Source organism: Alicyclobacillus sp. ALC3 (assembly GCF_028751195.1).
Taxonomy (GTDB): domain Bacteria; phylum Bacillota; class Bacilli; order Alicyclobacillales; family Alicyclobacillaceae; genus Alicyclobacillus_L.
On sequence record NZ_CP066784.1, the window covers coordinates 4492226 to 4518905 of the forward strand.

The following is a 26680-nucleotide window of genomic DNA, read 5'->3' on the forward strand; positions in this document are numbered from 1 at the left end:
TGGCCGTAATAGGAGGTGGGAAGGCAAATCAAGTGAGTCAAGTCCAGGATGGAAAGGAGAATGTGCGTTGCTGTATCTGGCATTTTCGATTGACCTGAGAGACCGTTTCAAAGGCGCTGTCTGGCTCGCCTACGCTGGAAAGGTCCAAGAGACGGAGTTTCACGCGGAGGATACACTCGTCATCGGCGAATGGATGTTTCCGCACCGCGATACGCTGCTTCAGACGCTTTCACGTGTCCGCCAATCGGGTGTACGCGTGGTGTTCATCGGACAATCGGCCCGTGCCTCAGATGACTTCAAACGAGAGCTTTACCTGCTTGGCATCTATGACTTTTTGTTTGTCGGTGATGAACTGGTTCTTCAGGATCTCGATGAATTGCTGAAACATCCTCGTTCGGCCAGTGATGTTGCGGTTTATCTGAGCCGCGATGAAGGCCCGGATGTCGAAGCGCCGAAACTGGTTGATGTATTCGAGGGAGACGGTGAGCCGTTTGTCTGGGAACCTCTTGATGACGTTGAGGATACGACTTCTCCACAATTCGACGCGTTGTTTCAACCCGGGGCGGCAGGGAAGCTCGCGCAAGGTGATGGCCGTCACAGTCCGTCCGTACGCCGGTTCGTGTGGCCAGACCCGACACCGCTTTGCGTCCGCATTCTTGGGGAGTCCGGATGTGGGAAGAGTTTTGTGGCGTTGCAATTGGCGAGCCTGTGCCATGGCCGGGACCTTCAGGCAGCAGTTGTGGAGGAACATGTCGAGCCCCTTCGTGGCTGGTGCGAAGAGCCGCTCGCATCTCACATCTATGACGCCGCTCCCCCGAAAGGCTATCGCGTGATTCTTGACACCAGAGCGGACGGGGACACACTTGTGTCAGAGATTGACATTATCTTGCTCGTGACATGGCCCGACACCAATCAACTGAAGGATACCCTACAACGCCTGGATATGTTGGACCGTGTGATGTGCATCGTCAATCATGCCTCGACGGGCATAGCCCCGGGGCGCGCAGATTCTATGGTCTATATTCCACACGAACCCCGCCAGTTTCATGCCATGCGCATGCGTACCCCCCTAGTTGATCTCGATCCGCGCTTTGCCGAGGCGTTTCTGCCGGTCGTCGAACGGATTTCAACCCGTTACATGGATCCGAATCGCACCACGGGAAAGGGAGGTGAGCCACATGCTCTTGTTGCTGGAGACTGACCGTGTCCAACAGGCGGCTGCTCGTGCTGCAGCCGAGCATGCGGGACTGGAACTCCGTGCGGTGGATCATGAGGACCAATTCGCACAGGTAGACCTGACAAAGGTCGCTCTCGTACTCGCCCGCCATGACTGGCCCGCGCAGGTACTGGAGCAGCTTCGAGCGTCTGGCCTCGACTGTCCGTTCATTTACGTAGCTTCAGAAACGGAAGACGATACCGCGTACCAAATCGCCAAGGAACGTGGTTGCGTGGATGTGGTGGCATATCCCTTGCCCATGGAATATCTCAAGCGGTGGATTCGAGAGCCAGATCCAGAACAAGCGTCTGTAGAATCAACACTACCTATGACACCGCTTGAAGCGATCTTAAAGCGCCATCGTCCACCGAACCCAGAACGAACGCGTGACAACCTCATCGAGCCGTCGAATGACCCGGAACCGCTGTTACGCGGACGGGTCATTTGCATTCACAGCGCCAGGGGTGGGGTGGGGAAATCCACGTTGACAGCGCTTTTGGCACGGTCCCTGTCGAAGCGTGGACTGACGGTCGGGGTGATTGACCTCGACCCGAAAGGCAATTTGCTGTCCATCCAGCACCAATCGTCCGGGCTCACAACCGATGATTTCACGAGACTACCGGCACAAATGGACGAGACTGCGTTCAAAGAATCCCTGTGTGCTGTGGATGGGTGGTACCTGTTGCCGAGTGGCCGTGCTCGGGACGGTTTGGACGACCAGACACTTGGCCAGGTGGTTGCACAGTTTAGCCGCTACTTCGATGTCACGCTCATTGACACCAGCCCCTCTGCCGCCGCTACCTACACGGCGCTTGAATTTGCGGACCGGGTGGTATTTGTCATGACGCCGGAGTGGATGGCATTTGCGCGATTCATGGAGGAGTACGAACTGGTTCGTCACCTGAAGACGCCAGAACGCGTGGTCGTGGCTGTCAATCGGGTCCGCAAAAATGTATCGGAACACCGGCGTGCGATTCGCCTGCTCGATGAAGCCCACATTCTGTCGGACCGGGTATACATTCCGGAGGACCACAAATTGTACCGGGATCTGATGACTGCATCACCGCTCGCAGGAAGTCGCAAGATCTCCGACGCCATGGAGCACCTGCAAGGTGCGCTTCGGGTCTTGAAAGGATCGGAGAGTCGTCGGCCAAAGTTTCGGCTTGGCAAGATTCGGGAGGTGGTGTCCAAGTGAGAAAGAGCACGCTTTCCTTTGGTGTCGGTGTGGCGTGTGCCGTGTTGGCGGGAGTGATCGGGGCATTTGCACTTCACCGAGCGCTTAACACGGAGACGGTGGTCGTTGCAACCCACACCCTCTATCCGTACACGCGCATTCACAAAACTGACGTGGCGACCGTGACAGTGCCAAAAACGAGCGGCATCGCGGGTCTCTCGACGAACGAAGCGACGGTGGTGGGCCGCTACCTGTCGTATTCCGTGCCAAAGGGGGATCCGGTCACCGCTGGCGACCTGAATGCCTCCGGTGCTGAGTTTCTCGACCTTTTTAACACAGTACACGGAACGCACCGGACAAACGGGCATGCTGATGTCACTCCCTGTTCAAACACCTCTCGCGTCCGTCGTCAACCCGGGTGAACAGATCGCGCTATTGATTCCACAGCAAAACGGCCCGTCGAAGACGCTCACGACCATCGAACCGGTCCCTGTCTTAAATGTGCTGCAGCCCGCCAAAGGCGGAACGCCCACCGCGCTCCTCATCTTTGTGAGTCAGAAGAATTACCGGGTCCTCGCTCCCGCGATTCTCAACAACAGCGTGCAGGTGGCTCTTATCCCGCAAAACAACTCGTTTCACGCACCTGGTTCCTTGCCACTGTCGACCGTGCCCTCCGGCGTGTCCGCAGAAGGATCTGGTTCTTCCACGCAGGTGACCACATCTGGTCCAAAGGCGAGCAAGACGTCTGCGTTCTCTGGGATTGGGGGCGGGCATTGATGGACGAACGTATGAATCGATACATCGAGCAATTGAAGGCGGTTGTGGTGAATCACCCTAGGTTACAAGAGCCCGGGCTAACCAGAACGGACATGCATGCGTTTTTGTACCGCCTGTGCGCACAACCGGACACCTTTGTTCCGGCAGAGCATCGGGAAGAGGTGATCACGAACCTGCTCAACACCTGGTTCCGATTTGATGTCCTGCAGTCCGTCATGGAGGACCCGCTTGTCACCGACGTCCATGTCATCGGTACGACGACTCTTGTACAGCGAAACGGCAAGAAATTTGAGCACCCGCAGGCACACTTCCCATCGGAGTCTGCCCTTGGTGAATTCATTGACCGGCAACTCGACGGTACGCCCTATGTCTACGCACAGTCCGATCCCTTGGCGGATGCGATCCTGCGTGGTGGGTACCGCATGAACGTAGTGGGGGGTCCGGGAACGCGTTACACCGTCCGGGACGAAGAGGGACGCATCGTGACGGAGCCGAGAACGATCGTCAGTATCCGCAAGCCGATTTACCCGTTCAGCCTCGACGATCTGGTGAGCCTCGGTCTCATGGACGCGGACACGCGTGCGTTCATCCGGCTCATGATGCACCTTGGTGACAGCTTTATCGTGTCCGGCGGGGTGGGATCCGGGAAGACCACCTTGATGAATGCGATGACAGGCGATATCCCGACTGGACAGTTGAATCTGGTGATTGAGGAACTGCCTGAAATGGCTCCGCTCTGTGAATGGGCCATACGGCTCACCGATCGAGCGGAGAATCACGAGGGGAAGGGTCGCATCGACATGGCGAGAAACCTGATCAATTCACTGCGAATGAACGCTGACAACGAGTTTATCGGCGAAGTCCGCTCGGCAGAGATTGCGTACCTGTTCCTGCGCATGAGCCTGATTGTCCGTCGCCAGACGGGAACCACGTTTCACAGCCATGTGGGACTGAACACCGGGGTGGAAGGGGTGCTGACCAGGTTCCTGTTGGAGGCGGCGGACGGTGCGCCGTCCCGCGCTTCGTACCTCAACATCGCGGGCATGATGGGGGACAAGATCCGGTTTGTGCTCACGCTTCGAGATACCCGCTTTGGTAAGCGGATCACGGAAATCGGTGAAATCCTCGGATTCGATTTTGAAAAGCACGCACTACGTTGGCAGCCCATCCTGACGTATGACGCCGGATTGGATCGGTTCCAATTCCATGGCATCACCGACGCGATGCGGGAACGGGCCAGTGTTGAGGGCATTGAGGTGGCGCTGCCGAGAAACGAACAACCGGTGCGCCTGTATCGGATCGCGACGTGAAGGAGGGGGTATCGATGCATGAACTTTTGGCTGCACGGTTATTTGGCTTATCCGTGACGTTCGCTGTGGTGTTTGGGCTCCTGGGCCGCGAACTTCGGAATGCAGAATGGCGGGCGCGATTTCGGGATGTGGTGGAGGAGCGAACGCAAAGACGAAGTCAACGAAGCCTATGGTCGAGGTACATGGACCGGATTTTGGCACACTACCAGATCCTCGATAAGCCGTACACCGAGCGGACCGCGCTGGCACACATCGCGGTCCTTTTCTTCGTCTGTTTCGCGGTCACGTGGCTCCTTCACTACTATGTGCTCTTTGGCATGGTGCTCAGCCTCGGCGTTTCGATGTTGCTTTATGAACGGCATTTTGCCCGCCTGGCAAGACGTCGTCGGGAGGAGATCCTGAACACCTTTTTGCGCCAGGGTGTGGAGCGGGGCGTGCATGTGCTGGCCGCGACGGGCCAACTGGACGAGGCGCTCTGGCGCATGACGGACACCCTCCGGTTTGCCCCGCTTCGCAGGCGCCTGCTGGCGTTATGCCATTTGATGGCCTCCCCACAATTCGCGACCCCTGAGGACGCGTTTGTCCACTGGGCGAATGGGCTTGGCATCGAGGACATCGCGCACTTTGCGCTGGCGACGCGGGAAGCGAAGAAATACAACGTCCCGCTCGACCAACTCTGGCTTGACATGGCGGAGATTCAGGGGAAGGAACTGGAATACGTCCGGCGCATCCGGGCGGAAACCGCTCATCAGCGAACAGGGGGTTACTGGTTCTACGGGATGCTGACGGGCAGCTTTCTTGTCGCGTACCCGTTCGTATCCCCGCATATGAGCGAAGTCACGCGGTTTTTCTTCTGGATCACGCTCGCTGTAATGACGTTGGGGCTGTATCTCATCATTCGTCGCAGCCAAGTGATCGAGGTATAGGAGGGGATGATACATGAATCTCACTTGGGTGTCTGCCGGGTTCGGTGCACTCGTGATGTTTTCGTGGTTTTGTTTCTGGCAGTGGAGAACACGGGCATGGCAGGAGTTTCGTCAGCGCGTGTTGCATGGTCCGCTTGTCACAGTCAAGCAGCGGCGGCCCCGTTCCTACATGGCGTTGCTTCGACAAGAGGCAGCAGCCCTCGGTTCACCGGAACAGGCCGCATTCTGGGCGCGGCTCGTGATTCTCTTCTCAGCACTGGTTCTCGCCTCTGCACTCCTCCTGCGGTACTGGACGCTCCTGTTTCTCATTCCAGCCATTTGGGCTGCGCCACTTCTCTACGCTCGCATATCGGCTCGTGCCCATGTTCGCAAGTTGACGAGGCAAACGCGTGTCACCGAGGTCCTGCTCGCGTTTCTGATGCGAGCGGGTGCCACGCTGTCCGACACCTTTGCAACCTTGGCCGTTCGGCTCGATGCCCCGATCCGAGACAAACTACGAGAGGTGAATGCCCAAAAGCGGTTCACGACCTTGCCAGGCGCACTCGAGGCGTTGGCGGACTCGACGGGCGTCCCTCAACTTCATGAACTGGCATCCCTCGTTTCGGAGTCAGAGCGAAACGGCACGCCGGTCGCGGATGCGCTCTTTCGCAGCATGCACCTCGATATGAAGATGCGGGATGCTCTGGCCGCCGAACGCTACGGAAAGGTGCAACTGGAGGTGGCGATGTACGCGACCTTGCTCATCGCGATGCCGGGATTTGGATTTGCGATCTACGCCATGCTGACGTTTGCCATGCACCTGTTTAGTGCGTGGAGTCTTGGCTGAGGGTTGGCACCCCCTTGGCACCCACGGGGTGCAGCGGTGAGCGATGCTTTTGGGGGAGGTGATTTGCGTGTGATGAATGTCCTGAGGCGGGTTTGGCGTTTTCTGCAGGGAGACGACGGAGGCATCATGGACGAATACGTGACCATGGTCGGGTTCTGGATCTTTTCGACGGTCGTTGTGCTAGTCGCGGCGGGTCTCATCTGGGCAGCGTTGTCCGGAGACTTGCAAGCCATGGTCAAAGATCTCACCAACCTTTTTTGAATCATCGGGAGGCGAATTGTTGATGAAGAGCTGGAAACGAGCCATGACGTGGGTGCTGGCCACAGACGCCAACACGGCGGAGGAGAATACGAATCGAGGCCTGTGGTGGCTGGTGGGCATCATCGCCGTGACACTCATTGCAGGCATTGCCTATTTCATGATCGGGCACCTGTTGACGCAAGCCCAAGGCGGGGTCGCGACCGCGTCGACGAGCCTGTCTTCGCAGAGTGGATTGACACAATTGGCGCAACAAGCGGAGAGCGGATCGCTGCAAGTGGGGACGTCTTCGGTGGGAAGCGGCGGCTACAAGGCACCTTAACTCAAAAGCAGTGATTTTGGGGGCAGACGTGATCGGTCTGCCCCTCAAGTTTTTTCTAGGGGGTGAATCCCTTTGCCAAGCAACCTGATTACCACACTGTTTGCCATCTGCGTTAGCTTTGCCGTCGCCGTGATAGTGATCCTCGCACCACCGCTCGTCAGTACCAAACTGAAAATGGACACCGTTGCGCAAGACGCCGCCCGGGTGTACGCGATCACGGGAAGCGTCAGCGCGGTACAAAACGAGGTGAATGCGGACCTGGCTTCAGAACACGTCCCGACGTCGTGGAATGGGCAAACCCTCGTATCGGTATCCGTGATCCCGGACGGGAGTCAGGAGACCGGGGTGGCGGTGGACGCGACACCGACGTCCGAAAACGCCTATGTCGTGATTCAATACAGCGCCCCTGTCCCTTTCGACCGAGCGCTCACTCTGTTTGGTGGACCGGTGCTTCAGGCGACGCTCCCGATGACCGCATCAGCTTCTTTGTGGAATGAAGTGCAGTACACAGGGGTGGGTTCCGGATGAGGGTTGCACGTCGAGTTGCGACATGGTTGTCACGAGAGGACGGCTATACGTTCAGCCTCAATTTTGCCTTTCTGACGGTGACGGTTGGCATGGTCCTGCTGCTCATCCTCGCGTGGATTGCGTCCGGCCTTGCAGCAGGGACCGAACTTCGCAGAGCGACAGCAGCCGCAGCACTCGCTGCGCAGGACGAGGTAACGCAGTCTGTGACCGCCTCCGGTACGGGCTTTTTGACTTCTGCGGGATGGACACTGGGTGGTTCCTATGCATCTGCAGCACAGCAGACGTTTGCCACAGAAACTGCCGATATGCATCTGAACAAGGTGTTCGACAACCTCCATTGCCAGACGTCTGTGACAGGAAACCGGGTAACGGTAACCGCGACCGGATCGTTTCTGCCAGTCTTTCTAGAGGCTGCTGCAGCGCGTGCTCCGGGTCTCCAGGCGCTCTCCGTACCCATGCGCGTTCACGTACCGGTGGAATACAAGGTTGTGGGAGAGGGGGGATCGTGAGATGGAACGGGAAACACGCATGCTGCTGTGGGCACTGTTTGGGATTGGGGTTTTGACCGTCGCATTCCTTCCAGCGGCGTGGACAAGCCTCAATCACCATGTATCCACGGGGATCAAGTCGAATGCCAAGATGGCGCAGACACTATGGGGGCAGGCGCCTTCCGTAACACCGTACGTCTCCGGATGGGCCAATGACACGAGCGTCCCGATTATTCCCGGTGCCGTCAATCCGCATATCACGACCGTGTCTTGGAAGACGTCGACGTGGGGGCCAGAACTTGTCATCTCCGGCTACGGATTCGGAAACCCACCGGCGTCCGGGAACGGATCGATCACGATCGCGGATGACACGCGGGGATGGGTGGCAGGGGAGGCAAGCCCATACGGCGTCCATCCCATCGTGTCGCTTTGGCGTAACGATCGGATAGAAATCAGCGGGTTTGCAAGATATGGCCAGTCGGATGTGAGCCATTGGTCGGATGGAAAAGGAAGCTGGGTATTTACACCGGGGGACGCGTTGACGGTCCAGGTGACCAATCCACAGACTGGCGACACAGGGAGCGACCGCGTGGTTTACCCACCAAGTGCACCGTTGCCGTCCCTGACGCTGAACCAGGTCTCCGACCTCGTCGCAGGGGCGCAGGCAACGTTTACCGGACAAGTCAGCTTTGCCGGGCAACCACTCGCGAATCAGGCCGTGAATGTCTCCGTGACATCGGGCACGCTCGACGGGACAGCGTATGCTGACAATCCGAGTGAATACGTAGTGTACACGGACGAAACGGGGCATTTCTCCATCCCTTATACAGCAAAGACGACTGGCACCGTGACGGTGACCGTGATGGCGGACGGTGTAACAAAACAGATGAGCTTCACAGTGGAAAGCCCTCACTTGGTACTTCAGGTGGACGTTCCGACGCCAAACTTGAGTTTACCAAGTGGCGCGGTGAACGCCTGGAACGGCAACGTGACCGACTTTCCGTTCTACGCATTCTCGCAGCTGCCCATCAATATGAGCTTCCCGTATGCAGCGCAAGCCGGTTCTGGTGGCGACCACACGCTTTGGAACGCAGACTCGGCGATGGATGTTTGGGTCGGCCAAAACCCCAACTTTCCGAACGGCGTGCAGTTCGACCATACGGCGATTACGGTACCTGCTGCGGAAACGGCTGACATCAGTCTCCGGACGCTGCGTCTGACGGATGGGTCGATGATTTTGAAGTCATCTACGTGAACGGTAAACCGGTGGCGATGTCAAACGGGTCGTATGGCGCGAGTGCTTCCGAGTTCGCAGGGATTCCGATGTTTTCAAGCAATGCCGAGCAGATACCGGTTCAACTGGAGCCCGGGCAAAATGACGTCGTGATCGAAGGCCTGAACACGGATGGATTTGGTGGGTCGGGCATGCAACCAGCTTTTATGGACTTGAAGATGACAGACCCGAGTGGGAAAGTCCTTGCGTCTACAGCGGATTCGTCGGCGTGGCAGAGTACAGGGTATATTCAGTCCACCCCCTCGTCGTGGAACACGGCTGCAACGGAGTACATCCTGCAAGAAGGAAGTAGAGAGGCCGTTTATGAGCAACAGACAAGTGCTGCGCTTGTCGGTCAGCGCTACCAGGTACAGGGGCGGCTTACCTCGGACGAAAAGCCTGTGGCCAATCAAGCGGTGAGGCTTGGGGCCACCGGTGGCACGATACAGCCCAGTGAGGTGAAGACCGACACAGCGGGGAACTTTTCCGCAACCTTCATCGCCCCAAGCACTCCTGGTACGTACAAGGTTACCGCAACAGGGGCAGGGGCATCCGCCACGACGACCGTGCCTGTGATCAGCAACCAGTTGGTCAGTGGCCCCATTATGAACGGCATGCCATCGCAGTGGAGTGGGGATTGGGCGTCGCATATGTACCTCACCCATCTTCCGCAAAACGCGCGGATTCTGGCCAGTAATGGTTCACAGCCAACGGCCGCCTATTTCCAGTACGGAGATGGTCAGGTATTGGTCGACACGCAGACGGTCGAGTTTTACTACGACAACGACAGTTGGGCGACAACGGAGTGGAACAATGTCATCCACGACTTTCTGGAACCGGCCAAAAAGCCGATTCTGCTGCTCTACGACGGCGTCAATTGGGGCAACAGCGCACAGGCAGTGGACGCCATCAAGCAGGCAATACCTACTGCGACGATGAGTTCCCTCTCCACGCCGAATATCTCGGATATCAATCAGTATGGAACGATTGTGGTGGACGCGGTGCAGGCGGGGTGGTTTGAGCAGAACCTGGAACAAATGATGCCGCAGATCGACGCCTGGATTCAGAACGGTGGGACGTTCATCTTTGACGCGACGGACCAGCAGAACACGCAGTGGAGTGTTGGCCCAGACAGCATATCCTGCGTTTGGGACCTCTCGCCGGTAAATGACCTCGTGGGCAATCTGCAGTGACAATGACCCACCGCTGCAAAACATGCACAACCGAGGAAACAACACGTCATTCGCGATATAGGCAGGGAGGTGAGCGCTTGCTCTCCGAAACTATTTTGCGGGCAGTGTTCGGGAACCCGCCGATGATGGGGGTGCCCCGCACACTGCATGCTCAGGTAATCTGGCTGACGCTGCTTGGCTTCACGGCGGTTGCAGCATGGTTTGATGCAAGAGAGCGCCGGATCCCGAACGTATGGAATCTCTCAGGCTTGGTAGTTTTGCTTGGACTACAGGTTTGGTCTGGGGCATCTATTAGTGCATTTATCGCCGTTTTTCTCACCGGGCTGGTGATGCTCCTGCCCACGATTTATAAGGTATGGGGCCAGGGAGACTGGAAAATGGCGATGGTCTATGGGGCAGCACTTGGCGTGCTGCCCACACTTGTGATCTGGTGGCTGGCCATGCTTATGGCCAAGGTCTACAGCACCGCCTTAAAGAAGGACCGGGTTCGACAGACCCGACATGTCTCCAAACCGGGCTTACCCGTGGCTGTCTTCGTCCTGACGGCGTCGACCTTCATCTTTGCGACTTTGTCGTTCATGTGAAATGAAAGAGACGTATAGCCTTTCACTGATTGCGTCTCTGGGGAGGGGTTTGTCATGCGATTGTCTGATGCGTCAAGTCGGTATCTATCCCTCCGTGCACAGGAGGGATTTTCTCGATACACCATCCGGGCTTATCGGGTTCAGCACAACCTGCTAATTCGAGACATCGGCGATGTTGAGATCGGCACGATCACATTAGAATGTCTACGGGAACATGTACAACGCCACATGCATCTAAAACCGAGCAGTCTCGGGCATAAAGTGCGTGCCATTAAGAGTCTGTTTAAGTGGCTGGTAGAAGAGGAACTCCTCGTACGCAATCCGACCTTGAAGCTGAAGGAACCGAAGCTTGGCAAACGCGTGCCGAAGGCGCTCACCATGGATGAACTTGAAATGCTTCGGGATTCCTGCACCAGCGTCTTGGAGCACGCGTTGGTGGAGTTTTTCTTCGCCACGGGCTGTCGAGTGGGGGAGGTCCAAAAGCTGGACCAAAGCGCAATCGATTGGCAGCGCGGCTGTGTAAACGTCATCGGGAAGGGAAACAAGGAACGGGAGGTGTACTTTGGCTCAAAGGCCCGCATTTGGCTGCAAAGGTATCTCAAACATCGTGATGATATGGATGCAGCGCTGTTTGTGACGGAAAGGAAGCCGCACCGGATGTCCATTCATCAGATTGAGTACATTTTTAAGCGCATCGCCAACCGCTCCGAAATACAATCCACGGTATATCCCCATAAAATGCGCCACACGCTCGCCACTGTCTTGCTCAATCAGGGGGTGTTTACGCCCTGATTATTTGTCGTCATTGTCGGCAAGTTGACTATGAATGCGTGTCGAAATCCAAGAGTGCAGGAATTTGTCGATAAATGGAGAAAACGCCATCTGAGCCGAGTAGGTCCAGGTGGCGTTTCCATCTGCGCAGGGTAACGGAAGGGTATAAAAAAGGTTTGGCCGCCTTCCCTTCCATTCCCTAATTCGAGGCCGAAATGGCACTCTTGTATGCCTATCGTATGTGTTGATTGTGAGTCTGTCAATCCAGATGATTATGCCAACCTGGTCCATCGCATACTCCCGCAAGACATGCCTTGCATTTACTGCCGACACCTTTGTACATACGTCCACGCTTACTATTTGCGTCGGCCGTTTGACCTGGGTGAGGTACGTCACCATCTATGGATTCAACGACGTCAATGCCCGAGTTGTAAACGTACATTCGCTCTGCTCCCCTCTTTTGTCGCCCCTTTTCAACGATACACGCTCCTGATCCAGGACCTTGTCACGAGTTTAATCGCCGGGACCGCTACATTTGAGTTTGTTCTTTCAACCCTCGCAGAACTGGGTGTCTCACTCAGTGAATCCTCCGCAAGAGCATGGTTCTCTCGTGTCAGCGAGCAAGTCCGCGATATGCTTGCACACTTTTCTAGCCTTATTCAGCGTCAATTACCCGATGTTCAGCTACCGCCACTGCGTCTTCACGTGCGTGATGTCAGGGCATGTGCATACTACGACCGATTGAGGTTGCTTGGAGACGATTGCCACAGTGGAGTTTGGAACCGGCAGCGGCAGGTAGTCTGTCTGTTTGCTCCTTCGATGTCGGTGAACAGGGTGTCGTATGGTCTTTTCCCAGGGGATTCCTCTTAGTTTTCTAATTCACCCCACACAAAACGATCTTCAGAAGGCCCGCGCCAATATGAGGATATCTCAGATTGGAAGGAGAAGGTCGACATGGATGATGAGATGCGACGGCAAATCGCTCTGTTTCGCTATAGGTTGATTGCTCCGCTACTTCAGCAATCCCCACGCGGTGCACAGAAAGCGATGCTTGAGGCGACAGTGAAGCAAACATACACATTGCCAAATGGAGAGGTGCGGCAATTCTCAGAACGAACGTTGGAGCGGTACTTAGCCAGCTACCGGAAAGATGGATTGGATGCTCTGTATCCAGAAAAGCGAGCGGATCACAGCCGTCCACGTGTGCTCCCACAGAGCGTGATTGAACGAGCGATAGCTCTACGTAAGGAGCAGCCTCTACGTACAGTGGAACAGCTGATTGTCATGCTTGAAACAGAGGGATTGGCACCCGAGGAATTCGTTCGTCGGAGTACGCTTGCGGCCCACCTGCGCAAAGCAGGAGCTGAGCGAGCAAAGACGCTTCGTAAACAGCGGACGTGGCAGCGGTATACCGCGAACGAAGTGCATGAAATCTGGCAGTGTGACGTCTGTGATTCACTTCGAATCCCGCGCTGTCATGAAACGAATGGATGATAGTCGGTACCGATTCTTGTATATTGCCGCAGGACTGACACCAAAGACCCTATACCGTGTCATCCTGGAACGCCTACAGATTCAACCAAAATTCCGGCAGGTGGACAACCAAGTACTCACTCACCAGGTGCTCGAAGAGAGCTACCAGAAAGGTCGCCAAGTTGTCATTGTCGTAGACGAAGCCCAAGACCTAGACCCGCAGATGCTTGCTGAATTTGGGTTCCTGAACAACTTTAAAGCAGACTCTTTTTCTCCGATTTCCCTTTGGTGGTGGGTCAGAGTGAACCGCGGGAAACGATGAAGCTTCGAATTCTTTCTGCGTTGTCGGGACGTATTCAAATCCGTTACCACATGACTGGACTGACTGAATCCGAGGTTCATGACTATATCTCAAAACAGCTGGCTTATGTTGGCGAGGAGAAAATCATCTTTTCCGCAGATGCAGTGAAACTGATTGCGAAGACGAGTCAGGGGAATCTGAGAATGATGAATACGTTGTGCCGTGGTGCGTTACTGGACGCGGCAACCCGTGAAGAACAGGTTGTGGACACAAGCCACGGGGAACGAGCATGGATGGAGGTGAACGGGTAATGAAAGGGCATCTTGAGTTCAGTCCACTTTTCGGACGGTGGTATTTCATGAACGAGGAGACGGAGTGTCCTCTACACTGTGGCTATGCCGTAGAATTACGAGTGGGAGACAGATACTACCCTGGGAGAATGGAGTTCTGTGACGAGGGCTGGTATGTAATCCTTCAGCAGGACCCACGAAGACGCGTATCCTTCGTGCTAAAACGCAAGTGCACTTATGCCGCCCCCCTTCCGTGGTAGCGGTTCAACAAAACGTTCATGAGGCCTGCAGCGGCAGGCCTATTCTGTCTTTACCGTCACTTCGCCCAGCATGCACGGTGTTTCCAGATGTCATTGTCATCTGGAATTTCACCGACAAACAATCTGAGCGGGGACAGGCATACACCAAGTCCCACAATACAAACTCCAAGATGAAAGCATTCATTCTTGACACTGGAGTCGCAGTACACGGAAAGGGACTCTTCGCTTTGCAGGAGGTCATGCAACTTCATCCTAGCGCTCGTGCCGCAGTTTTTATGGCTTAAAAGTTCATGCTTGATAAACCACTCAAGGTCTGACAGACTGCGCTGCGAGAGGGTGTTCACGGTTATCAATCCTCCATCACACATACAACGTGTATTTGAGGATTTCGGACGGAGGAGCCTCGCCTCCACCATTGAAAAACCTGTCTCCAACCGGAGATGGGTTTTTGCCTGTTTTAGAGCCGTTTTTCCCTTCAAAAAACTTGTACGTAACTTCTGCTTCAAAGTCGTCAATGGACTTGGAGGGGAGGATGACAATCCTATCTACAAATTCCTGAACGACCTGTTTTTGCTCCTCTTCATTGAACGAGAACAGCGCCACCGTTGTTTAATCAAGCATCAAGATGGAATAAACTGCGTTGCGACGACTATGGAAATTGACGACCGTATGGACAAAAATACGGATCTTATCCAGCAGGTAGAATTATATCTACAATCATTGCATTAAGTTCGTAACTCAAGTTTCGCACCCCGACTGAGCCGGTGAACCCTTGGTACAACAGGGTTTTCGGGCATTGAAAAAGTCAAAACACCCTCATTTTCTGGTAGACTGGAGTTGTCGAGACAACAATCTACAGAAAAGAGGATGTTTGCCATAATGGTACGTGAACCTGAGCACCAAGATCAACTCCAATCTATGGTTTTTGCCTTCTTCAAGCAATACAAAATCGCAAGGCTCCTAAAGCAGTCGAATATCACTAAGCAAGCGGGTATTGCTGTGCTGGATTCATTTCGGGTCATTTTCAGCCTCGTATTCACTCAGCGAAGTCTGAACCGTTGGCTAAAGCAGTCTGGGGACAAATCATTTGGAAAAGACACTGTGTATCGTTTCCTGAATTCTCCCCGGCACAACTGGCGTCGGTTTTTGCTGTTGCTTAGTGCTGCCGTCGTACAGCAACTGTCTCAACTCACTTCAGATGACAGGGCAGACGTGTTCATTGTCGACGATTCGCTGTTCAGTCGCAGTCGGAGCAAGAAAGTTGAATTACTCGCCAGGGTCTACGATCATGTGTCTCACAAATTTGTTCGTGGCTTCCGAATGCTGACACTTGGTTGGTCGGATGGAAACTCATTCGTGCCGCTCGCCTTTTCATTGCTCAGCTCTGAGAATGAGCGCAATCGCCTCTGTGATGTGGAAGATTCCATCGACAAACGTACTTGCGGTTACAAGCGTCGAAAAGAGAGCATGCAAAAGGCAACAGACGCTCTGTTTGAGTTGCTGACCCAGGCACAAGCTATGGGCATTACCGCAAAATACCTGCTATTTGACAGCTGGTTTGCGTATCCGGCAGTCATTCTAAAGGCATTGGAGCATTCGATGCATGTGGTGTGCATGCTCAAAGCTGTGCCCAAAGTTCGGTACGAATACAAAGGACGTCGCTTGACGCTCAAAGAGCTTTACTCTGCTTTGAGAAAGCGCCGTGGACGGGCGAAGATCCTTGCCTCTGTAATTGTCGCGATTGGTCAGGATGAGAATGGCAACCCGATTCCTGTCAAGATTGTGTTTGTACGAGACAGGAACCGCTCCCGTCAATGGCTCGCACTTCTTTCCACGGATACAAGCCTGTCAGACGACGAAGTGATTCGCATCTACGGCAAGCGGTGGGACATTGAGTGCTTCTTCAAGGTCAGCAAATCCAATCTGCGATTGGCAAAGGAACTGCAGGGACGCACGTACGACCAGATGTTTGCCCATACCACCATCGTTTTCACGCGGTACATCATGCTGGCAACAGCAGCTCGGGACGAACAGGATCCAAGAACGATAGGGGCTCTCTTCTTCGATTGCTGCGACGAGCTCGACGACATCCGGTTCGCTGACGCCATGCGTCTGTTGATTGAACTACTGAGGTCCATCATGAAGACCGCAGATGTCCAAAATGACAACGTGATCGACATGATTGTTAAACAGTTTATCACCCATTTACCCAGCTCTATCAAGGAAAAACTAGTTGCCTAAGGGTGCGAAACTTGAGTTCGTAAAAAATAACGAGGTGGTCTATAACGATATTTGGCCACCTCGTTTGTGTTGTTATCCCTGATAAATTTGGCCACCTGACTGACGAAATTCTTCCGATTTTTCATTCAGCCCGGCAGTAAGAGCTGTTTCTACACTAAGACCCTTACTGTGAGCATACTCACGTATATCTTGTGTGATTCGCATGCTACAGAACTTTGGACTACACATTGAGCAAAAATGAGCTGTTTTGGCAGGCTCCGCAGGGAGCGTTTCGTCGTGAAAGGCAATGGCTCGCTGAGGGTCTAAAGACAGATTAAATTGGTCGTGCCAACGGAATTCAAAACGTGCTTTGGACAAGGCATCGTCACGGTGCTGCGCGTTTGGATGTCCTTTTGCCAAATCAGCTGCATGTGCGGCGATTTTATAAGTAATGACGCCTTCCTTCACGTCGTCTTTGTTCGGAAGTCCCAGATGCTCCTTGGGGGTCACATAACACAGCATGGCAGTGCCGTACCAGCCAATCATTGCTGCACCAATTGCTGAAGTGATGTGGTCATATCCAGGAGCAATGTCGGTCGTCAGTGGACCAAGCGTATAAAAAGGAGCCTCGTGACACACTTCCATTTGACGATCTACGTTTTCCTTGATTTTGTGCATGGGTACGTGACCAGGACCCTCAATCATGACTTGAACGTCATGTTTCCATGCAATCTTAGTCAATTCACCGAGTGTCTCAAGTTCTGCAAACTGGGCTTCGTCGTTTGCGTCTGCAATCGAGCCTGGACGAAGACCGTCACCCAAGGAAAACGACACATCGTATGCCTTCAAAATTTCGCAAATCTCTTCAAAGTGCGTGTAGAGGAAGCTCTCCTGATGGTGTGCTAAGCACCAGGCAGCCATAATTGAACCGCCTCGGGATACAATCCCAGTCACGCGCTTCGCAGTCAATGGGATGTATCTCAGTAATACACCTGCATGAATGGTGAAGTAGTCTACGCCTTGTTCAGCTTGTTCAATGAGCGTGTCGCGATAGATTTCCCAGGTTAATGCTTCGGCTTCTCCACCGACTTTTTCGAGAGCCTGGTAAATAGGTACTGTACCGATAGGCACGGGAGAGTTTCGAATGATCCACTCACGGGTCGTATGAATGTTCTTCCCCGTTGATAAATCCATAACTGTATCGGCTCCCCATAGCGTTGCCCATTTCATCTTATCGACTTCTTCTTCAATGGAGGACGCGACCGCAGAGTTCCCAATATTCGCATTGATCTTAACGTGGAAGTTGCGTCCGATGATCATCGGTTCACTTTCAGGGTGATTGATGTTGGAAGGAATAATTGCGCGGCCTTCCGCGACTTCTTTACGTACAAATTCAGGCTCCATACCCTCGCGAATTGCGATAAATTCCATCTCTGGTGTGATGATACCTTGTTTTGCGTAATGCATTTGAGTGACGATTTTACCTGGCTTTGCGCGAAGAGGTTTGCGCATTAATCCAGGGAACACCTCTTGATTGTCTCTGATTCTGTCACCCTTCATGCCATCGTCTATCGGCCGGATTTTACGCCCTTCGTACTCTTCAACATCTCTACGCTCTAAAATCCATTCCAGCCGGAATGGGTGCAGTCCCTGTCGAATGTCCGTTGTGGCATTGACGTCCGTATAAATACCACTGGTATCATACACGCGTACTGGATTATTCGCTTGCTCACCAAATCGGCCTGTGGTCGCCGACAATTGAATTTCTCGCATCGGGACTCGAATGTCTGGTCGGGAACCCGTTACGTAGATCTTCTGACTGTTTGGAAAGAATGAAGTGTTTTCGGACATGTTCTAGCCTCCCTGGTCAACATGCTTTGCTTCTTCTGCGAAACCAAAAAGACCGCCGGATAGCGATCGCGGCGGTCTGCACAACCAATAACATGTGCAACACAATCCCTACGCTGGCATTATCCAGATCAGGTTAACGGTCGGCGACCATCCATTCGCCCTCTCAGCCCGGTTTGCCGAGCTCCCGTATGACTTATAAAGTTATGGCTTAAAGATATCATCGTTCTTGAAAACCGACAACCTCGAAATTGAGTGTGTCGTCCTAGGATGGCGAACCGACGAGGCCAGCCTCAGGGCTGCTCGGAGAGGCCACTTCCGTGCGTGGAATACGGCCGGATAGATAGGCAAGACGTCCCCCTTCAACACCCATCGCCATGGCCTTCGCCATTTGAACCGGATTGGCAGACTTTGCGATGGCAGTATTGATAAGGACTGCATCGGCGCCGAGTTCCATAGCGAGTGAGGCGTCCGATGGAGCTCCAATCCCAGCATCGATGACGACGGGGACACGTCCTGCGACCATATCAATAATGCGCTTCAACCGTTCTGGGTTTGGCAGTCCTTGTCCTGTTCCAATGGCCGATCCAAAGGGCATGATGGTCGCGCAGCCCACGTCGAGCAAGCGCCGAGCCACGTGATGGTCATCGGAGGTGTACGGTAAGACGACGAACCCTTCTTTGACTAACATTTCCGCCGCTTCCACTGTGGCTACTGGGTCCGGCAACAGTGTGCCGTCGTCGGGGATGACCTCAAGTTTCACCCAGTTGGACAAGCCAGCGGCACGGGCTAGACGAGCCGTGCGAACTGCTTCTTCAGCGGTTTTGCAACCCGCTGTGTTTGGCAATAGAAAGTATTTATCGAGATTTATATACGCTAGCAAGGATTCCTCGCGTTGATCCAGATTGACACGACGAACGGCGACAGTGACGATTTCCGCTCCAGACGCATCAAGCGCGTCTTTCATTTGGCTGAACGTGCTGTATTTTCCCGTGCCAACCATTAGCCGGGATTGAAAGCTGCGACCCGCAATCATTAAGTTTTCCACGCACGATTCCTCCCTTATCTATTGCGTGCTGCGTGTAGATAGTCGTTCAGTTAAAAGATTCAATCATTCAGCCTCCACCCACAAACCGGACAATCTCCACGGTATCTCCCGCTTTTAGAATGATATTGAAAAACTGGGCTGCTTCAAGAATGCTTCGGTTGTGTTCGATGGCAATCCGCTCGTGAGCCAGATCAAGTTGCTCGATTAGCTGCTCGACGGTGGTGTTCTCCTCAATCGATCTGGTTTTGCCATTGACATAGATGTCCATCATCGTGTCACCCCGCTTTCTACAGATGCGCGTTCTGGTTGGAATGCTTGCCAGTGAGTCGGCCATGGGCGACCCTCTACGGAGTCGACCAGCATATTGGCGGTCACAGGGGCAAGCAGAATACCGTTTCGGAAATGTCCGACTGCGACATGAAGGCCAGGCGATGCTGCAAGTTGGCCAATCCACGGGTGGGGATCGGAAGAGCCCGGACGAAGTCCAATCCAACTCTGTTCAAACACGGCATCGCAGAGTGCGGGGGATATTCGTTTGACGGAAGAGAGCAGATATTGGATGGCATCAACGGTGACGTCTCGATTATATCCAGCCTCTCTGTCCTCGGTGGCCCCGACCACGATGGTTCCGTCTTGTTTGGGAACCAGGTAAGCGTGATCATTGAAGATGGTATGTTTTAACGTTCCTTGCCGTGGACGAATGGCTAAGAGTTGACCCTTGACTGGTTGAATTTTTCCTGGAAAGGATGGCAATAAACGTTGTGCCCAGGCGCCTGCAGCGACAACAACGGCACCAGCGAAGTACGTCTGACTTTGGGTAGAGACGACGTAGCCCGCAGCGCTCTGACGTTGGACAGTCGTGACTTCCGCTCCTTCAACCACGGTACAAGTTTGTGTCACTGCGATGGAGAGTGCTCGGGTGAGAAGGGAAGCATTAATATTGCTGTCATCTGGGAGGTGTAGGGCCCCATAGTTTTCCGCTACGATAGGTTCCTCGTTAGTTACCTCGGTGCTGCTCAGGAACTCGGCACGCGCACCTCCTCGAACTTGCCATTCCATTCGCCGATGTAAAGCGTGAACCTCTTCTTGTGAGAACGCTATTTGATAGATCCCGTTGTGGTTCAACTGAGCATCGACACCCGTGTATTCAAGCAACTCATCAATAAAGGCCTGGTACAGCGAGCGACTTTCCAGACAGAGTTCGTAGAAAGGCCCAGGTTCAGACACCTCCAATTGTGCGCCTAGCATGCCTGCAGCCGCGCTTGATGCTTCGGCACCAGTACGATCCCGCTCCAGCAACAGCACACGTCGACCGGTTTGAGCAAGACGCCAAGCACTGGTCATTCCAATCACACCTCCGCCAATGACAACAACGTCAAACGATTCAGTCATGATGGGACTCCTCCTTTCCTCTGTCCGATACGCCCTAATGCCGTGCAAATGGGATTTTCGGAAGCGTAGGTGAATCATTGATGATCTCTTTTAAGGTTCTAGTGGCCTCGAGAGGGTTGGCGGCGCTGACCACAGCTCCGATCACGGCGACGCCGCTACAGTTGGTTTCCAAAACAGGGGCAAGATTAGAGCGATCGATCCCTCCGATGGCGATAACCGGGATAGACAACGCATCGACCACTCTGCGTAGCGCATATAAACCGCGTGGAGGCATCCCTGGATGAGATTCGCTCGCATAGATATGTCCAAATGTGACATAGTCCGCTCCCGCCTGTTCAGCGGCTAGCGCTTCGTCGAGACTGTGCACCGAGCAACCAATTTGTCCCGACCAATTTACCCGTCGGCGCAACTGGTCAACCACCGGAATGGGCAGAGACTTCGAAGCTAGGTGTACCCCAGCGAGATTGGCGGCGAATGCGACATCGACTCGGTCATTGACAAAAACCGCTGGTGACTGTTGTTTGGCGAAGAGCTGCCGCTGTAACTCCGTGACCAAGGAGTAGGTCTCCGACACGGGGGCTTTCTTTTCTCGAATTTGAATGACATCAGCACCACCTTCGGCTGAGCGGACAAGAGTCTCGAGCAAAGGTGAGCGGTGCCTGGTTCTATCACTGATGACATGCAGGACTGCGCTCATTTTTCACCTCAATGAAAAAAGCCGTGCCTAATCAATAGGTACGGCGGGTTTCCAATTTGAACCCAACAAACGACACCTTGCCTTGGTGTGTTGCATCGATTGTGCAAGTCTATGGACTTCGCGCCGGCTTAACCATTACGTTCCGGAATTCATCGCAAAGACGGACTTAGGCTATCATGCAGGCGGTAATACCGTCAAGATCGCTTTTACGCCACCGCCCAAACGTTACCTTGCGCAATGGTTTAAATTCAGGTAGAACTAAGCCATTCACGGCGATTCATATGCTGATGGATGGAAACGTGTCAATGAAGGGGAGAGACACGCGTATGCCCATGCAAAATGAACGGTACTCACGACAAATCCTATTTCGTCCAATTGGGATTGAAGGGCAAACAAAGTTGTCTGAGGCTCGAGTTGCGATTGTAGGCGTTGGCGCCTTTGGAACGGTATTGGCGACTCAACTTGTACGAGCGGGCGTTGGATTCGTGCGGTTGATTGACAGGGATGTGATTGAGCCATCCAACCTTCAGCGACAGTCTCTGTATGACGAAGTGGACGCGGAGGAAGGTCAAGCCAAAGCGGTTGCGGCGGCTGAGAAATTGCGAGACGCCAATCGAGACATAACCATCGAGGCTGTGATTGAGGATGTGACTTGGCGAAACGCTGAGACTCTTCTTACCAACGTGGATGTTATTCTTGACGGAACCGACAATTTCCAAGTCAGATACCTCATCAACGACGTTTCAGTAAAACATAACATTCCTTGGTCCTACGGCGGTGCGGTAAGCTCATATGGAACTACCTCCTTCTTTCGCCCTGGAAAGACACCATGTCTTGTATGTCTATTTGGAGCGGAGTTAGGCGGAAACCACGACACATGCGACACTGTCGGTGTGATAGCGCCTGTTGTATCTATCATCGCTTCGTTTCAAGTTGCAGAGACCATAAAATATCTGACTGGAAATGTAGAGGCGCTTAATGATGCCCTGATCCATATCGATGTTTGGGGCAATGAGTTTCGCAGTGTTCAAATGGGCAATCCGAGAATGAACTGCTCTTGTTGTCATGATAGACAGTTTGATTCGCTTCAGCCGAACTCAGACAGTCTGACTGTCTCTATGTGTGGAAGAAGGACAATTCAAGTTTCCCCTTCTGGTGGATTTCATTTAAAGCTTGATGAGATGGCCAGTCGGTTGTCCCAACTTGGACACGTTCGCCACAATGCGCATCTTTTGAGATGCGATTTTGGAGGCACCCAAATTACGTTGTTCGCTGACGGGCGAGCCCTTATTCACGGGGTGGAAGACGAAGTGATTGCCCGCAGCCTATATGCACGGTACATCGGCATGTAGTTTAGGCAAGAAGCATTGCTATAAAATTCATGATTCGTGATATATTGACCCTAACCGAATAGAGCCACTAGGGGGGCAATATGCTGAGACAGGGAGTCTCCTTGGACCCTGAGCACCTGATCTGGATAATACCAGCGTAGGAAAGTGGCAGAAGTCCGTCACGGCGTTCCTGTGGATTCGGAGCTTCCTGTCCCCTGAGGCCTCTATGATAAGGAGGCTTTTTGCATGTCGTTTTTGAATGAACCTCGAACGCAATACAACTCATTTCTCGATTCCTCTGAACGCGTTTTGATGGCATCATGATTCGAACGAAACAGGGCCATGTTGTCAGGGCGCTTACCATTGCGGGTTCGGACAGTGGAGGCGGTGCTGGGATTCAGGCAGATCTGAAAACCATGCATCAGTTCCAAGTCTACGGAATGTCAGTGTTGACATCCCTGACCGCACAAAATACAAACGGCGTACAGGGGGTTTATGAAGTACCCCCCGAATTTGTGCGACTTCAATTGGAGTCCGTGTACACGGATCTTGGGATAGACGTCGTGAAGACGGGCATGCTTGCCAACACTAAGATTATACATACGGTTGCTTCTTTTCTTCGAGAAATAGACATTGAAAAAGTAGTAGTGGACCCAGTGATGGTTGCGAAGGGCGGGACTCCTCTACTTCGACAAGAATCCGTCGAGATACTCAAGGACGAACTGTTGCCTTTGGCAATGGTCATTACACCGAACGTGGTAGAGGCTGAAGAGTTGTGCGGATACTCTATTCGTGATTTTGAGGACTGTCACCGCGCCGCTATCGATATTGCAGCTCTCGGGCCACGGGCAGTCATCGTCAAAGGCGGCCATATGCCACCAGACTGGATAAAGGATGCCCCGAATTTAGTCGTGGATCTCGTGTATGTAGGTGGTGAATTTACCTATTTTGCGTCAGAAAGAGTGGACACGTACAAGACGCACGGGACTGGTTGTACGTTTTCTTCCGCGATAACCTCAATGTTGGCTCGAGGAGCATCGATTTTGGAAGCCGTAGGTATGGCGAAAGCCTTTATATATGAAGCCGTGAAACGGGCGAAAACGTGGGATGTAGGTGAAGGGCATGGCCCGACGGACCAATCCGCCCCAATTCCTGCTAGATTTGAACCGATGTCATCTGCGTTCTACGTGTTTCGAAATGGACGATGGGTACGAGGAGAGTAGATAAAGATATGGCATCCATTCGCGATTTGCGGAAAAGACTCGCGTTGTATTTGGTAACCGACGACAAGAGTTCACCAGAACGACTTCTTACAACCGTTCGAAATGCGCTTGAGGGTGGCGTAACGACCGTACAACTGCGCAGGAAGCACGATGACGGCCGAGAGCTTGTTGAACTCGGTCATGGCATTCGAGAACTTACGAAATCTTTTGGTGCATTGTACATTGTGAATGACAGAGTGGACATTGCGTTACTTACCCAAGCGGATGGAGTTCACGTGGGACAAAGCGACATCTCTTGCCGAGATGCGCGGAGGTTGCTGGGAGATAAACTCATTGGCGTGTCGACATGTACGCTCGAAGAAGCAAAGACTGCTGAGCGGGACGGGGCAGATTACTTGGGCGTCGGTGCTGTATTCCCGACGCGGTCTAAGTCAGATGCGGATATGTGCGGGATCGACGGATTGGCCGCGATTACACAATATGTTTCAATCCCGGTCGTTGGCATAGGGGGCATTGCATTAAACAATTTAAAATCAGTCGTGGAAGCAGGTGCAGACGGCGTCGCTGTCGTATCTGCCATTTTACACGCAGAAGACCCCCGTAGAGCGAGTGTCGAACTAAAGCAGTTTCTCACTTAATGGCCAAGAATCAAAGGTTTGTGTGCGTAAACGGGCTACCAAAATAGCACGAGGTGGCTGGAATTTCCGACCACCTCGTTTTTGATGCTCAGTTCGACAGTTTGCTAATGTTCACGAATTTCAAATCGGGATTTCGGAGGACGTTCAGATCACGCTGTCTGCCGGGAAGAGAGCAGGTATGCTACGGGGTGGAAAAACCATGGGCCGCCCGCAGCAGTATTTGCGGACGAAACAAACGGGCATGTAGAACCAAAAGAATTTCTGGGGGCCGGAAATGAAAATTCATCTGTTACGTCACGGGCAGACGGACTGGAATCTCGAAGGACGTGTACAAGGGCAAAAAGATGTTCCACTTAACCAGACAGGTAAGCAACAAATTGTCCGATTCTCTACTCGAGTGGAGTACCCTTACTCAATGGTTATTACCAGCCCTTTACGACGAGCAGTTCAGTCAGCCGAACTTTGCTCAGTGTGGCTGGGTCTTCCTCTTGTAAAAGAATCTCCTTTTGCAGAACGAGCTTTTGGTATCTTCGAAGGTCTACGGAGAGATGAAGTTTATAAACAGTTTCAGATTGCTGACATCGAGATGCTGGATAAGTTTCCTGGCATCGAACGGATGTCGAGTTTTCGAGAGCGCCTAGAAGCAGGACTAAGGAGACTCACAAAACAGTATTCTGAGGAGCGTATTTTACTGGTTACGCACGGAAGCGTGATTCGTTTACTTACCATGATGACCAGAACAACTTCCACTAAATCCACCCAGATCACGAGAATAGATGATTTTCCACAGATTGTAGCGAATGGTTCTGTTGTAGAAATAGACATATCTTAAGAGTATCTCTGCGTAGAAAGGACAATTGGTGTTCATATCCTTAAAGTTTCCTCAGTAGTAGACAGGGGCATCTGTTGGGATTACGATGAAAGCATACTGAAGACAACCTCATAGTCAGGAAAGGTGTTCGCTGAGAAGTGAACAAAATAGGGAAACCGGTAAAAGTCCGGTGCGGTCCCGCCACTGTAAGGGTGAGTCCGGTTCGACGCCACTGAACATATATGTTTGGGAAGGTGAACTACGGACAATGATCCTAAGCCAGGAGACCTGCCTTTCCTGTTGTTCGACCATAGCCTACGGACGATAGGTGAGTGTCACTCGTGAAAAATGCGTGCATGACAGCTATCTCCGTTGGAGATAGCTTTTTTCATATCATTTTGACTTGGAGGAGTAGATTTTGACATCTGCGTTGAATCGCGTCTTAGGTGATATTCCACCACAAAACAAGGAGGTCACCGAAAGAGCGCGTCACCGACTCGACGACCTCACAAAGCCGATTGGCAGCTTGGGGACACTTGAAAATATCATTCTTCGACTGGCTTCTATGACGGAACGGGTCATCCCTGCTCTTCACTCTCCTCATGCACTCATCTTTGCTGCTGATCATGGGATCAGCGCCGAGGGTGTGTCTGCGTACAAAGATGAAGTGACTGAACAAATGGTGGTCAACATGTGCATGGGCAGCGCTGTGAGCAGCGTGCTGGCCCGGGCTCAAAATATACCTCTTCAGGTCATAGATGTAGGGATCCGTTCACGCGTTCGTCACCCGGATGTACTGGTTCAAAAGGTTGGGCCCGGCACAAAAAATTTTGTTAATGAGCCTGCCATGACCATTGACCAGGCGCAAAGGTGTGTGGAAATTGGAATTGAAGCTGTTGAGAAACACGTCAGCCAGGGGGCTGACATCTTTGTTGTCGGGGAGATGGGCATCGCGAATACCACTTCAAGTACCGCTTTGCTCTCCGTTTTTCTAGAGCTTTTTCCCGGGCTTCTAGTTGGTGACGGCACTGGTATATCCACGGAGCAGAAGCGGTTGAAGACTCAACTCATTGAGGTAGCGGTAAAACACTTGTCTCCGGATTCGAAGGACCCCTGGGACGTGTTTAGGAAATTTGGCGGATTTGAAATTGGGGCCATGGCAGGAGCCTATCTTGCCTGTGCTTATCATCGTATCCCTGTACTGCTTGATGGCGTTATTACAACAGCTGCGGCACTCTTTGCTTGTAAATTGAACCCCGCTGTCAAGGACTACCTGATTGCTTCTCACGAGTCTTCTGAACCGGCGCATGCTTACGCACTAGCTGCGATCGGCCTCGAGCCGTTGGTAAAGTGGGGCATGCACCTCGGTGAAGGGTCTGGGGCATTGTCTGTACTGCCTGTAATTCGAAACATGTGTCAGGTCATGGCGGAGACTGCAACATTTGAAGACGCGAGGGTATCAAACCCTCATCGAACTCATCACGATTCCGAGTTTCGTTCTG

The 26680-nt window shown here is 53.1% G+C and carries 31 protein-coding genes, 1 pseudogene and 3 riboswitches; of the genes and pseudogenes, 26 read left to right on the top strand and 6 right to left on the bottom strand.

All coding sequences use genetic code 11. The annotated features are described in order from the left end of the window. The first annotated feature begins 67 nt into the window (after positions 1-67). The 20 genes from JC200_RS21050 to JC200_RS24600 all read left to right on the top strand — a co-directional run bounded on the left by JC200_RS21050 (position 68) and on the right by JC200_RS24600 (position 13970). Entirely contained in the window at positions 68-1201 is a 1134-nt protein-coding gene (locus JC200_RS21050; RefSeq protein ID WP_274433670.1) for a hypothetical protein, read from the top strand. Beyond that, entirely contained in the window at positions 1179-2411 is a 1233-nt protein-coding gene (locus JC200_RS21055; RefSeq protein ID WP_274433671.1) for a ParA family protein, read from the top strand. The genes JC200_RS21050 and JC200_RS21055 overlap by 23 nt, the downstream gene beginning before the upstream one ends. Then, a complete protein-coding gene (locus JC200_RS21060; RefSeq protein WP_274433673.1) occupies positions 2408-2812 on the top strand; it encodes an SAF domain-containing protein in 405 nt (134 codons plus the stop codon). Before JC200_RS21055 ends, JC200_RS21060 begins: the two co-directional genes overlap by 4 nt. Further along, positions 2757-3167 (top strand): hypothetical protein, encoded by a 411-nt coding sequence (locus tag JC200_RS21065; RefSeq protein WP_274433674.1) that lies wholly within the window; start codon positions 2757-2759, stop codon positions 3165-3167. The genes JC200_RS21060 and JC200_RS21065 overlap by 56 nt, the downstream gene beginning before the upstream one ends. Next, the gene (locus JC200_RS21070) at positions 3167-4477 is read left to right on the top strand and encodes an ATPase, T2SS/T4P/T4SS family (RefSeq protein ID WP_274433676.1); all 1311 of its coding nucleotides are present in this window, start codon (positions 3167-3169) and stop codon (positions 4475-4477) included. The genes JC200_RS21065 and JC200_RS21070 overlap by 1 nt, the downstream gene beginning before the upstream one ends. 14 nt (positions 4478-4491) lie before the next feature. Further along, positions 4492-5403: a hypothetical protein gene (locus JC200_RS21075; RefSeq protein WP_274433677.1), complete on the top strand. Its 912-nt coding sequence runs from the start codon at positions 4492-4494 to the stop codon at positions 5401-5403. Positions 5404-5416: 13 nt separating this feature from the next. Beyond that, positions 5417-6229 (top strand): hypothetical protein, encoded by an 813-nt coding sequence (locus JC200_RS21080; protein ID WP_274433678.1) that lies wholly within the window; start codon positions 5417-5419, stop codon positions 6227-6229. Between the two features lie 69 nt (positions 6230-6298). Beyond that, positions 6299-6490: a hypothetical protein gene (locus JC200_RS21085; protein ID WP_274433679.1), complete on the top strand. Its 192-nt coding sequence runs from the start codon at positions 6299-6301 to the stop codon at positions 6488-6490. 22 nt (positions 6491-6512) lie between these two features. Then, positions 6513-6809: a hypothetical protein gene (locus JC200_RS21090; RefSeq protein WP_274433680.1), complete on the top strand. Its 297-nt coding sequence runs from the start codon at positions 6513-6515 to the stop codon at positions 6807-6809. A gap of 72 nt (positions 6810-6881) precedes the next feature. Next, on the top strand, positions 6882-7337 hold the full coding sequence (locus JC200_RS21095) for a hypothetical protein (protein WP_274433681.1): 456 nt from the start codon (positions 6882-6884) through the stop codon (positions 7335-7337). Then, positions 7334-7846, top strand: a complete 513-nt coding sequence (locus tag JC200_RS21100) for a hypothetical protein (protein WP_274433682.1) — start codon at positions 7334-7336, stop codon at positions 7844-7846. Before JC200_RS21095 ends, JC200_RS21100 begins: the two co-directional genes overlap by 4 nt. A 1-nt stretch (position 7847) precedes the next feature. Beyond that, positions 7848-9080, top strand: a complete 1233-nt coding sequence (locus JC200_RS21105; protein WP_274433683.1) for a hypothetical protein — start codon at positions 7848-7850, stop codon at positions 9078-9080. Beyond that, positions 9077-10291 (top strand): Ig-like domain-containing protein, encoded by a 1215-nt coding sequence (locus JC200_RS21110; RefSeq protein WP_274433685.1) that lies wholly within the window; start codon positions 9077-9079, stop codon positions 10289-10291. Before JC200_RS21105 ends, JC200_RS21110 begins: the two co-directional genes overlap by 4 nt. A gap of 77 nt (positions 10292-10368) precedes the next feature. After that, a complete protein-coding gene (locus JC200_RS21115; RefSeq protein ID WP_274433686.1) occupies positions 10369-10875 on the top strand; it encodes a prepilin peptidase in 507 nt (168 codons plus the stop codon). Positions 10876-10929: 54 nt separating this feature from the next. After that, positions 10930-11667 (top strand): tyrosine-type recombinase/integrase, encoded by a 738-nt coding sequence (locus JC200_RS21120; protein WP_274433688.1) that lies wholly within the window; start codon positions 10930-10932, stop codon positions 11665-11667. A 288-nt stretch (positions 11668-11955) separates the two neighbouring features. Beyond that, positions 11956-12516 (top strand): DUF6431 domain-containing protein, encoded by a 561-nt coding sequence (locus JC200_RS24595; RefSeq protein ID WP_443111931.1) that lies wholly within the window; start codon positions 11956-11958, stop codon positions 12514-12516. An 84-nt stretch (positions 12517-12600) separates the two neighbouring features. After that, positions 12601-13140, top strand: coding sequence for a helix-turn-helix domain-containing protein (locus JC200_RS21125; RefSeq protein WP_274433689.1), 540 nt, complete (start codon positions 12601-12603; stop codon positions 13138-13140). Then, the gene (locus tag JC200_RS21130) at positions 13124-13441 is read left to right on the top strand and encodes an ATP-binding protein (protein ID WP_274433691.1); all 318 of its coding nucleotides are present in this window, start codon (positions 13124-13126) and stop codon (positions 13439-13441) included. Before JC200_RS21125 ends, JC200_RS21130 begins: the two co-directional genes overlap by 17 nt. Next, the gene (locus tag JC200_RS21135) at positions 13438-13731 is read left to right on the top strand and encodes an AAA family ATPase (protein ID WP_274433692.1); all 294 of its coding nucleotides are present in this window, start codon (positions 13438-13440) and stop codon (positions 13729-13731) included. Before JC200_RS21130 ends, JC200_RS21135 begins: the two co-directional genes overlap by 4 nt. Beyond that, a complete protein-coding gene (locus tag JC200_RS24600; RefSeq protein ID WP_443111852.1) occupies positions 13731-13970 on the top strand; it encodes a DUF5348 domain-containing protein in 240 nt (79 codons plus the stop codon). Before JC200_RS21135 ends, JC200_RS24600 begins: the two co-directional genes overlap by 1 nt. A 360-nt stretch (positions 13971-14330) precedes the next feature. Here the strand turns inward: JC200_RS24600 and JC200_RS21140 are convergent, their stop codons facing one another. After that, positions 14331-14573, bottom strand: coding sequence for a hypothetical protein (locus JC200_RS21140; protein ID WP_274433694.1), 243 nt, complete (start codon positions 14571-14573; stop codon positions 14331-14333). Between the two features lie 276 nt (positions 14574-14849). Between JC200_RS21140 and JC200_RS21145 the strand changes: the two genes are divergently transcribed. Further along, positions 14850-16211, top strand: a complete 1362-nt coding sequence (locus JC200_RS21145) for an IS4 family transposase (protein ID WP_274433696.1) — start codon at positions 14850-14852, stop codon at positions 16209-16211. Positions 16212-16283: 72 nt separating this feature from the next. Here the strand turns inward: JC200_RS21145 and thiC are convergent, their stop codons facing one another. The 5 genes from thiC to JC200_RS21170 form a co-directional block, all read right to left on the bottom strand. Then, positions 16284-18041: a phosphomethylpyrimidine synthase ThiC gene (thiC, locus tag JC200_RS21150; RefSeq protein WP_274433697.1), complete on the bottom strand. Its 1758-nt coding sequence runs from the start codon at positions 18039-18041 to the stop codon at positions 16284-16286. An 88-nt stretch (positions 18042-18129) separates the two neighbouring features. Beyond that, positions 18130-18239: riboswitch (TPP riboswitch) on the bottom strand. A gap of 64 nt (positions 18240-18303) precedes the next feature. Further along, positions 18304-19074, bottom strand: a complete 771-nt coding sequence (locus JC200_RS21155; protein WP_274436620.1) for a thiazole synthase — start codon at positions 19072-19074, stop codon at positions 18304-18306. Positions 19075-19153: 79 nt separating this feature from the next. Next, entirely contained in the window at positions 19154-19354 is a 201-nt protein-coding gene (gene thiS, locus JC200_RS21160; protein WP_274433698.1) for a sulfur carrier protein ThiS, read from the bottom strand. Beyond that, complete coding sequence (gene thiO / locus JC200_RS21165; RefSeq protein WP_274433699.1) at positions 19354-20478, bottom strand: glycine oxidase ThiO; 1125 nt, start codon at positions 20476-20478, stop codon at positions 19354-19356. Before thiO ends, thiS begins: the two co-directional genes overlap by 1 nt. Positions 20479-20512: 34 nt before the next feature. Continuing rightward, entirely contained in the window at positions 20513-21175 is a 663-nt protein-coding gene (locus JC200_RS21170) for a thiamine phosphate synthase (RefSeq protein WP_274433701.1), read from the bottom strand. A 332-nt stretch (positions 21176-21507) separates the two neighbouring features. Between JC200_RS21170 and JC200_RS21175 the strand changes: the two genes are divergently transcribed. From JC200_RS21175 to cobT, 5 genes and pseudogenes are all read left to right on the top strand, one after another. Beyond that, positions 21508-22527 carry a ThiF family adenylyltransferase gene (locus JC200_RS21175; protein ID WP_274436621.1) on the top strand — a complete coding sequence of 340 codons (1020 nt, stop codon included), beginning with the start codon at positions 21508-21510 and terminating at the stop codon, positions 22525-22527. Positions 22528-22586: 59 nt separating this feature from the next. Beyond that, positions 22587-22687: riboswitch (TPP riboswitch) on the top strand. 139 nt (positions 22688-22826) lie between these two features. Then, complete coding sequence (thiD, locus tag JC200_RS21180) at positions 22827-23729, top strand: bifunctional hydroxymethylpyrimidine kinase/phosphomethylpyrimidine kinase (RefSeq protein ID WP_274433702.1); 903 nt, start codon at positions 22827-22829, stop codon at positions 23727-23729. Positions 23730-23737: 8 nt separating this feature from the next. Further along, positions 23738-24367, top strand: a complete 630-nt coding sequence (gene thiE, locus JC200_RS21185; protein WP_274433703.1) for a thiamine phosphate synthase — start codon at positions 23738-23740, stop codon at positions 24365-24367. A 274-nt stretch (positions 24368-24641) separates the two neighbouring features. After that, on the top strand, positions 24642-25199 hold the full coding sequence (locus JC200_RS21190) for a histidine phosphatase family protein (protein WP_274433705.1): 558 nt from the start codon (positions 24642-24644) through the stop codon (positions 25197-25199). A 104-nt stretch (positions 25200-25303) separates the two neighbouring features. Then, a riboswitch (cobalamin riboswitch) is annotated at positions 25304-25488 on the top strand. Between the two features lie 120 nt (positions 25489-25608). Continuing rightward, a pseudogene (gene cobT, locus JC200_RS24605) lies at positions 25609-26631 on the top strand (nicotinate-nucleotide--dimethylbenzimidazole phosphoribosyltransferase); the annotation flags it as partial. Positions 26632-26680: the final 49 nt, after the last annotated feature.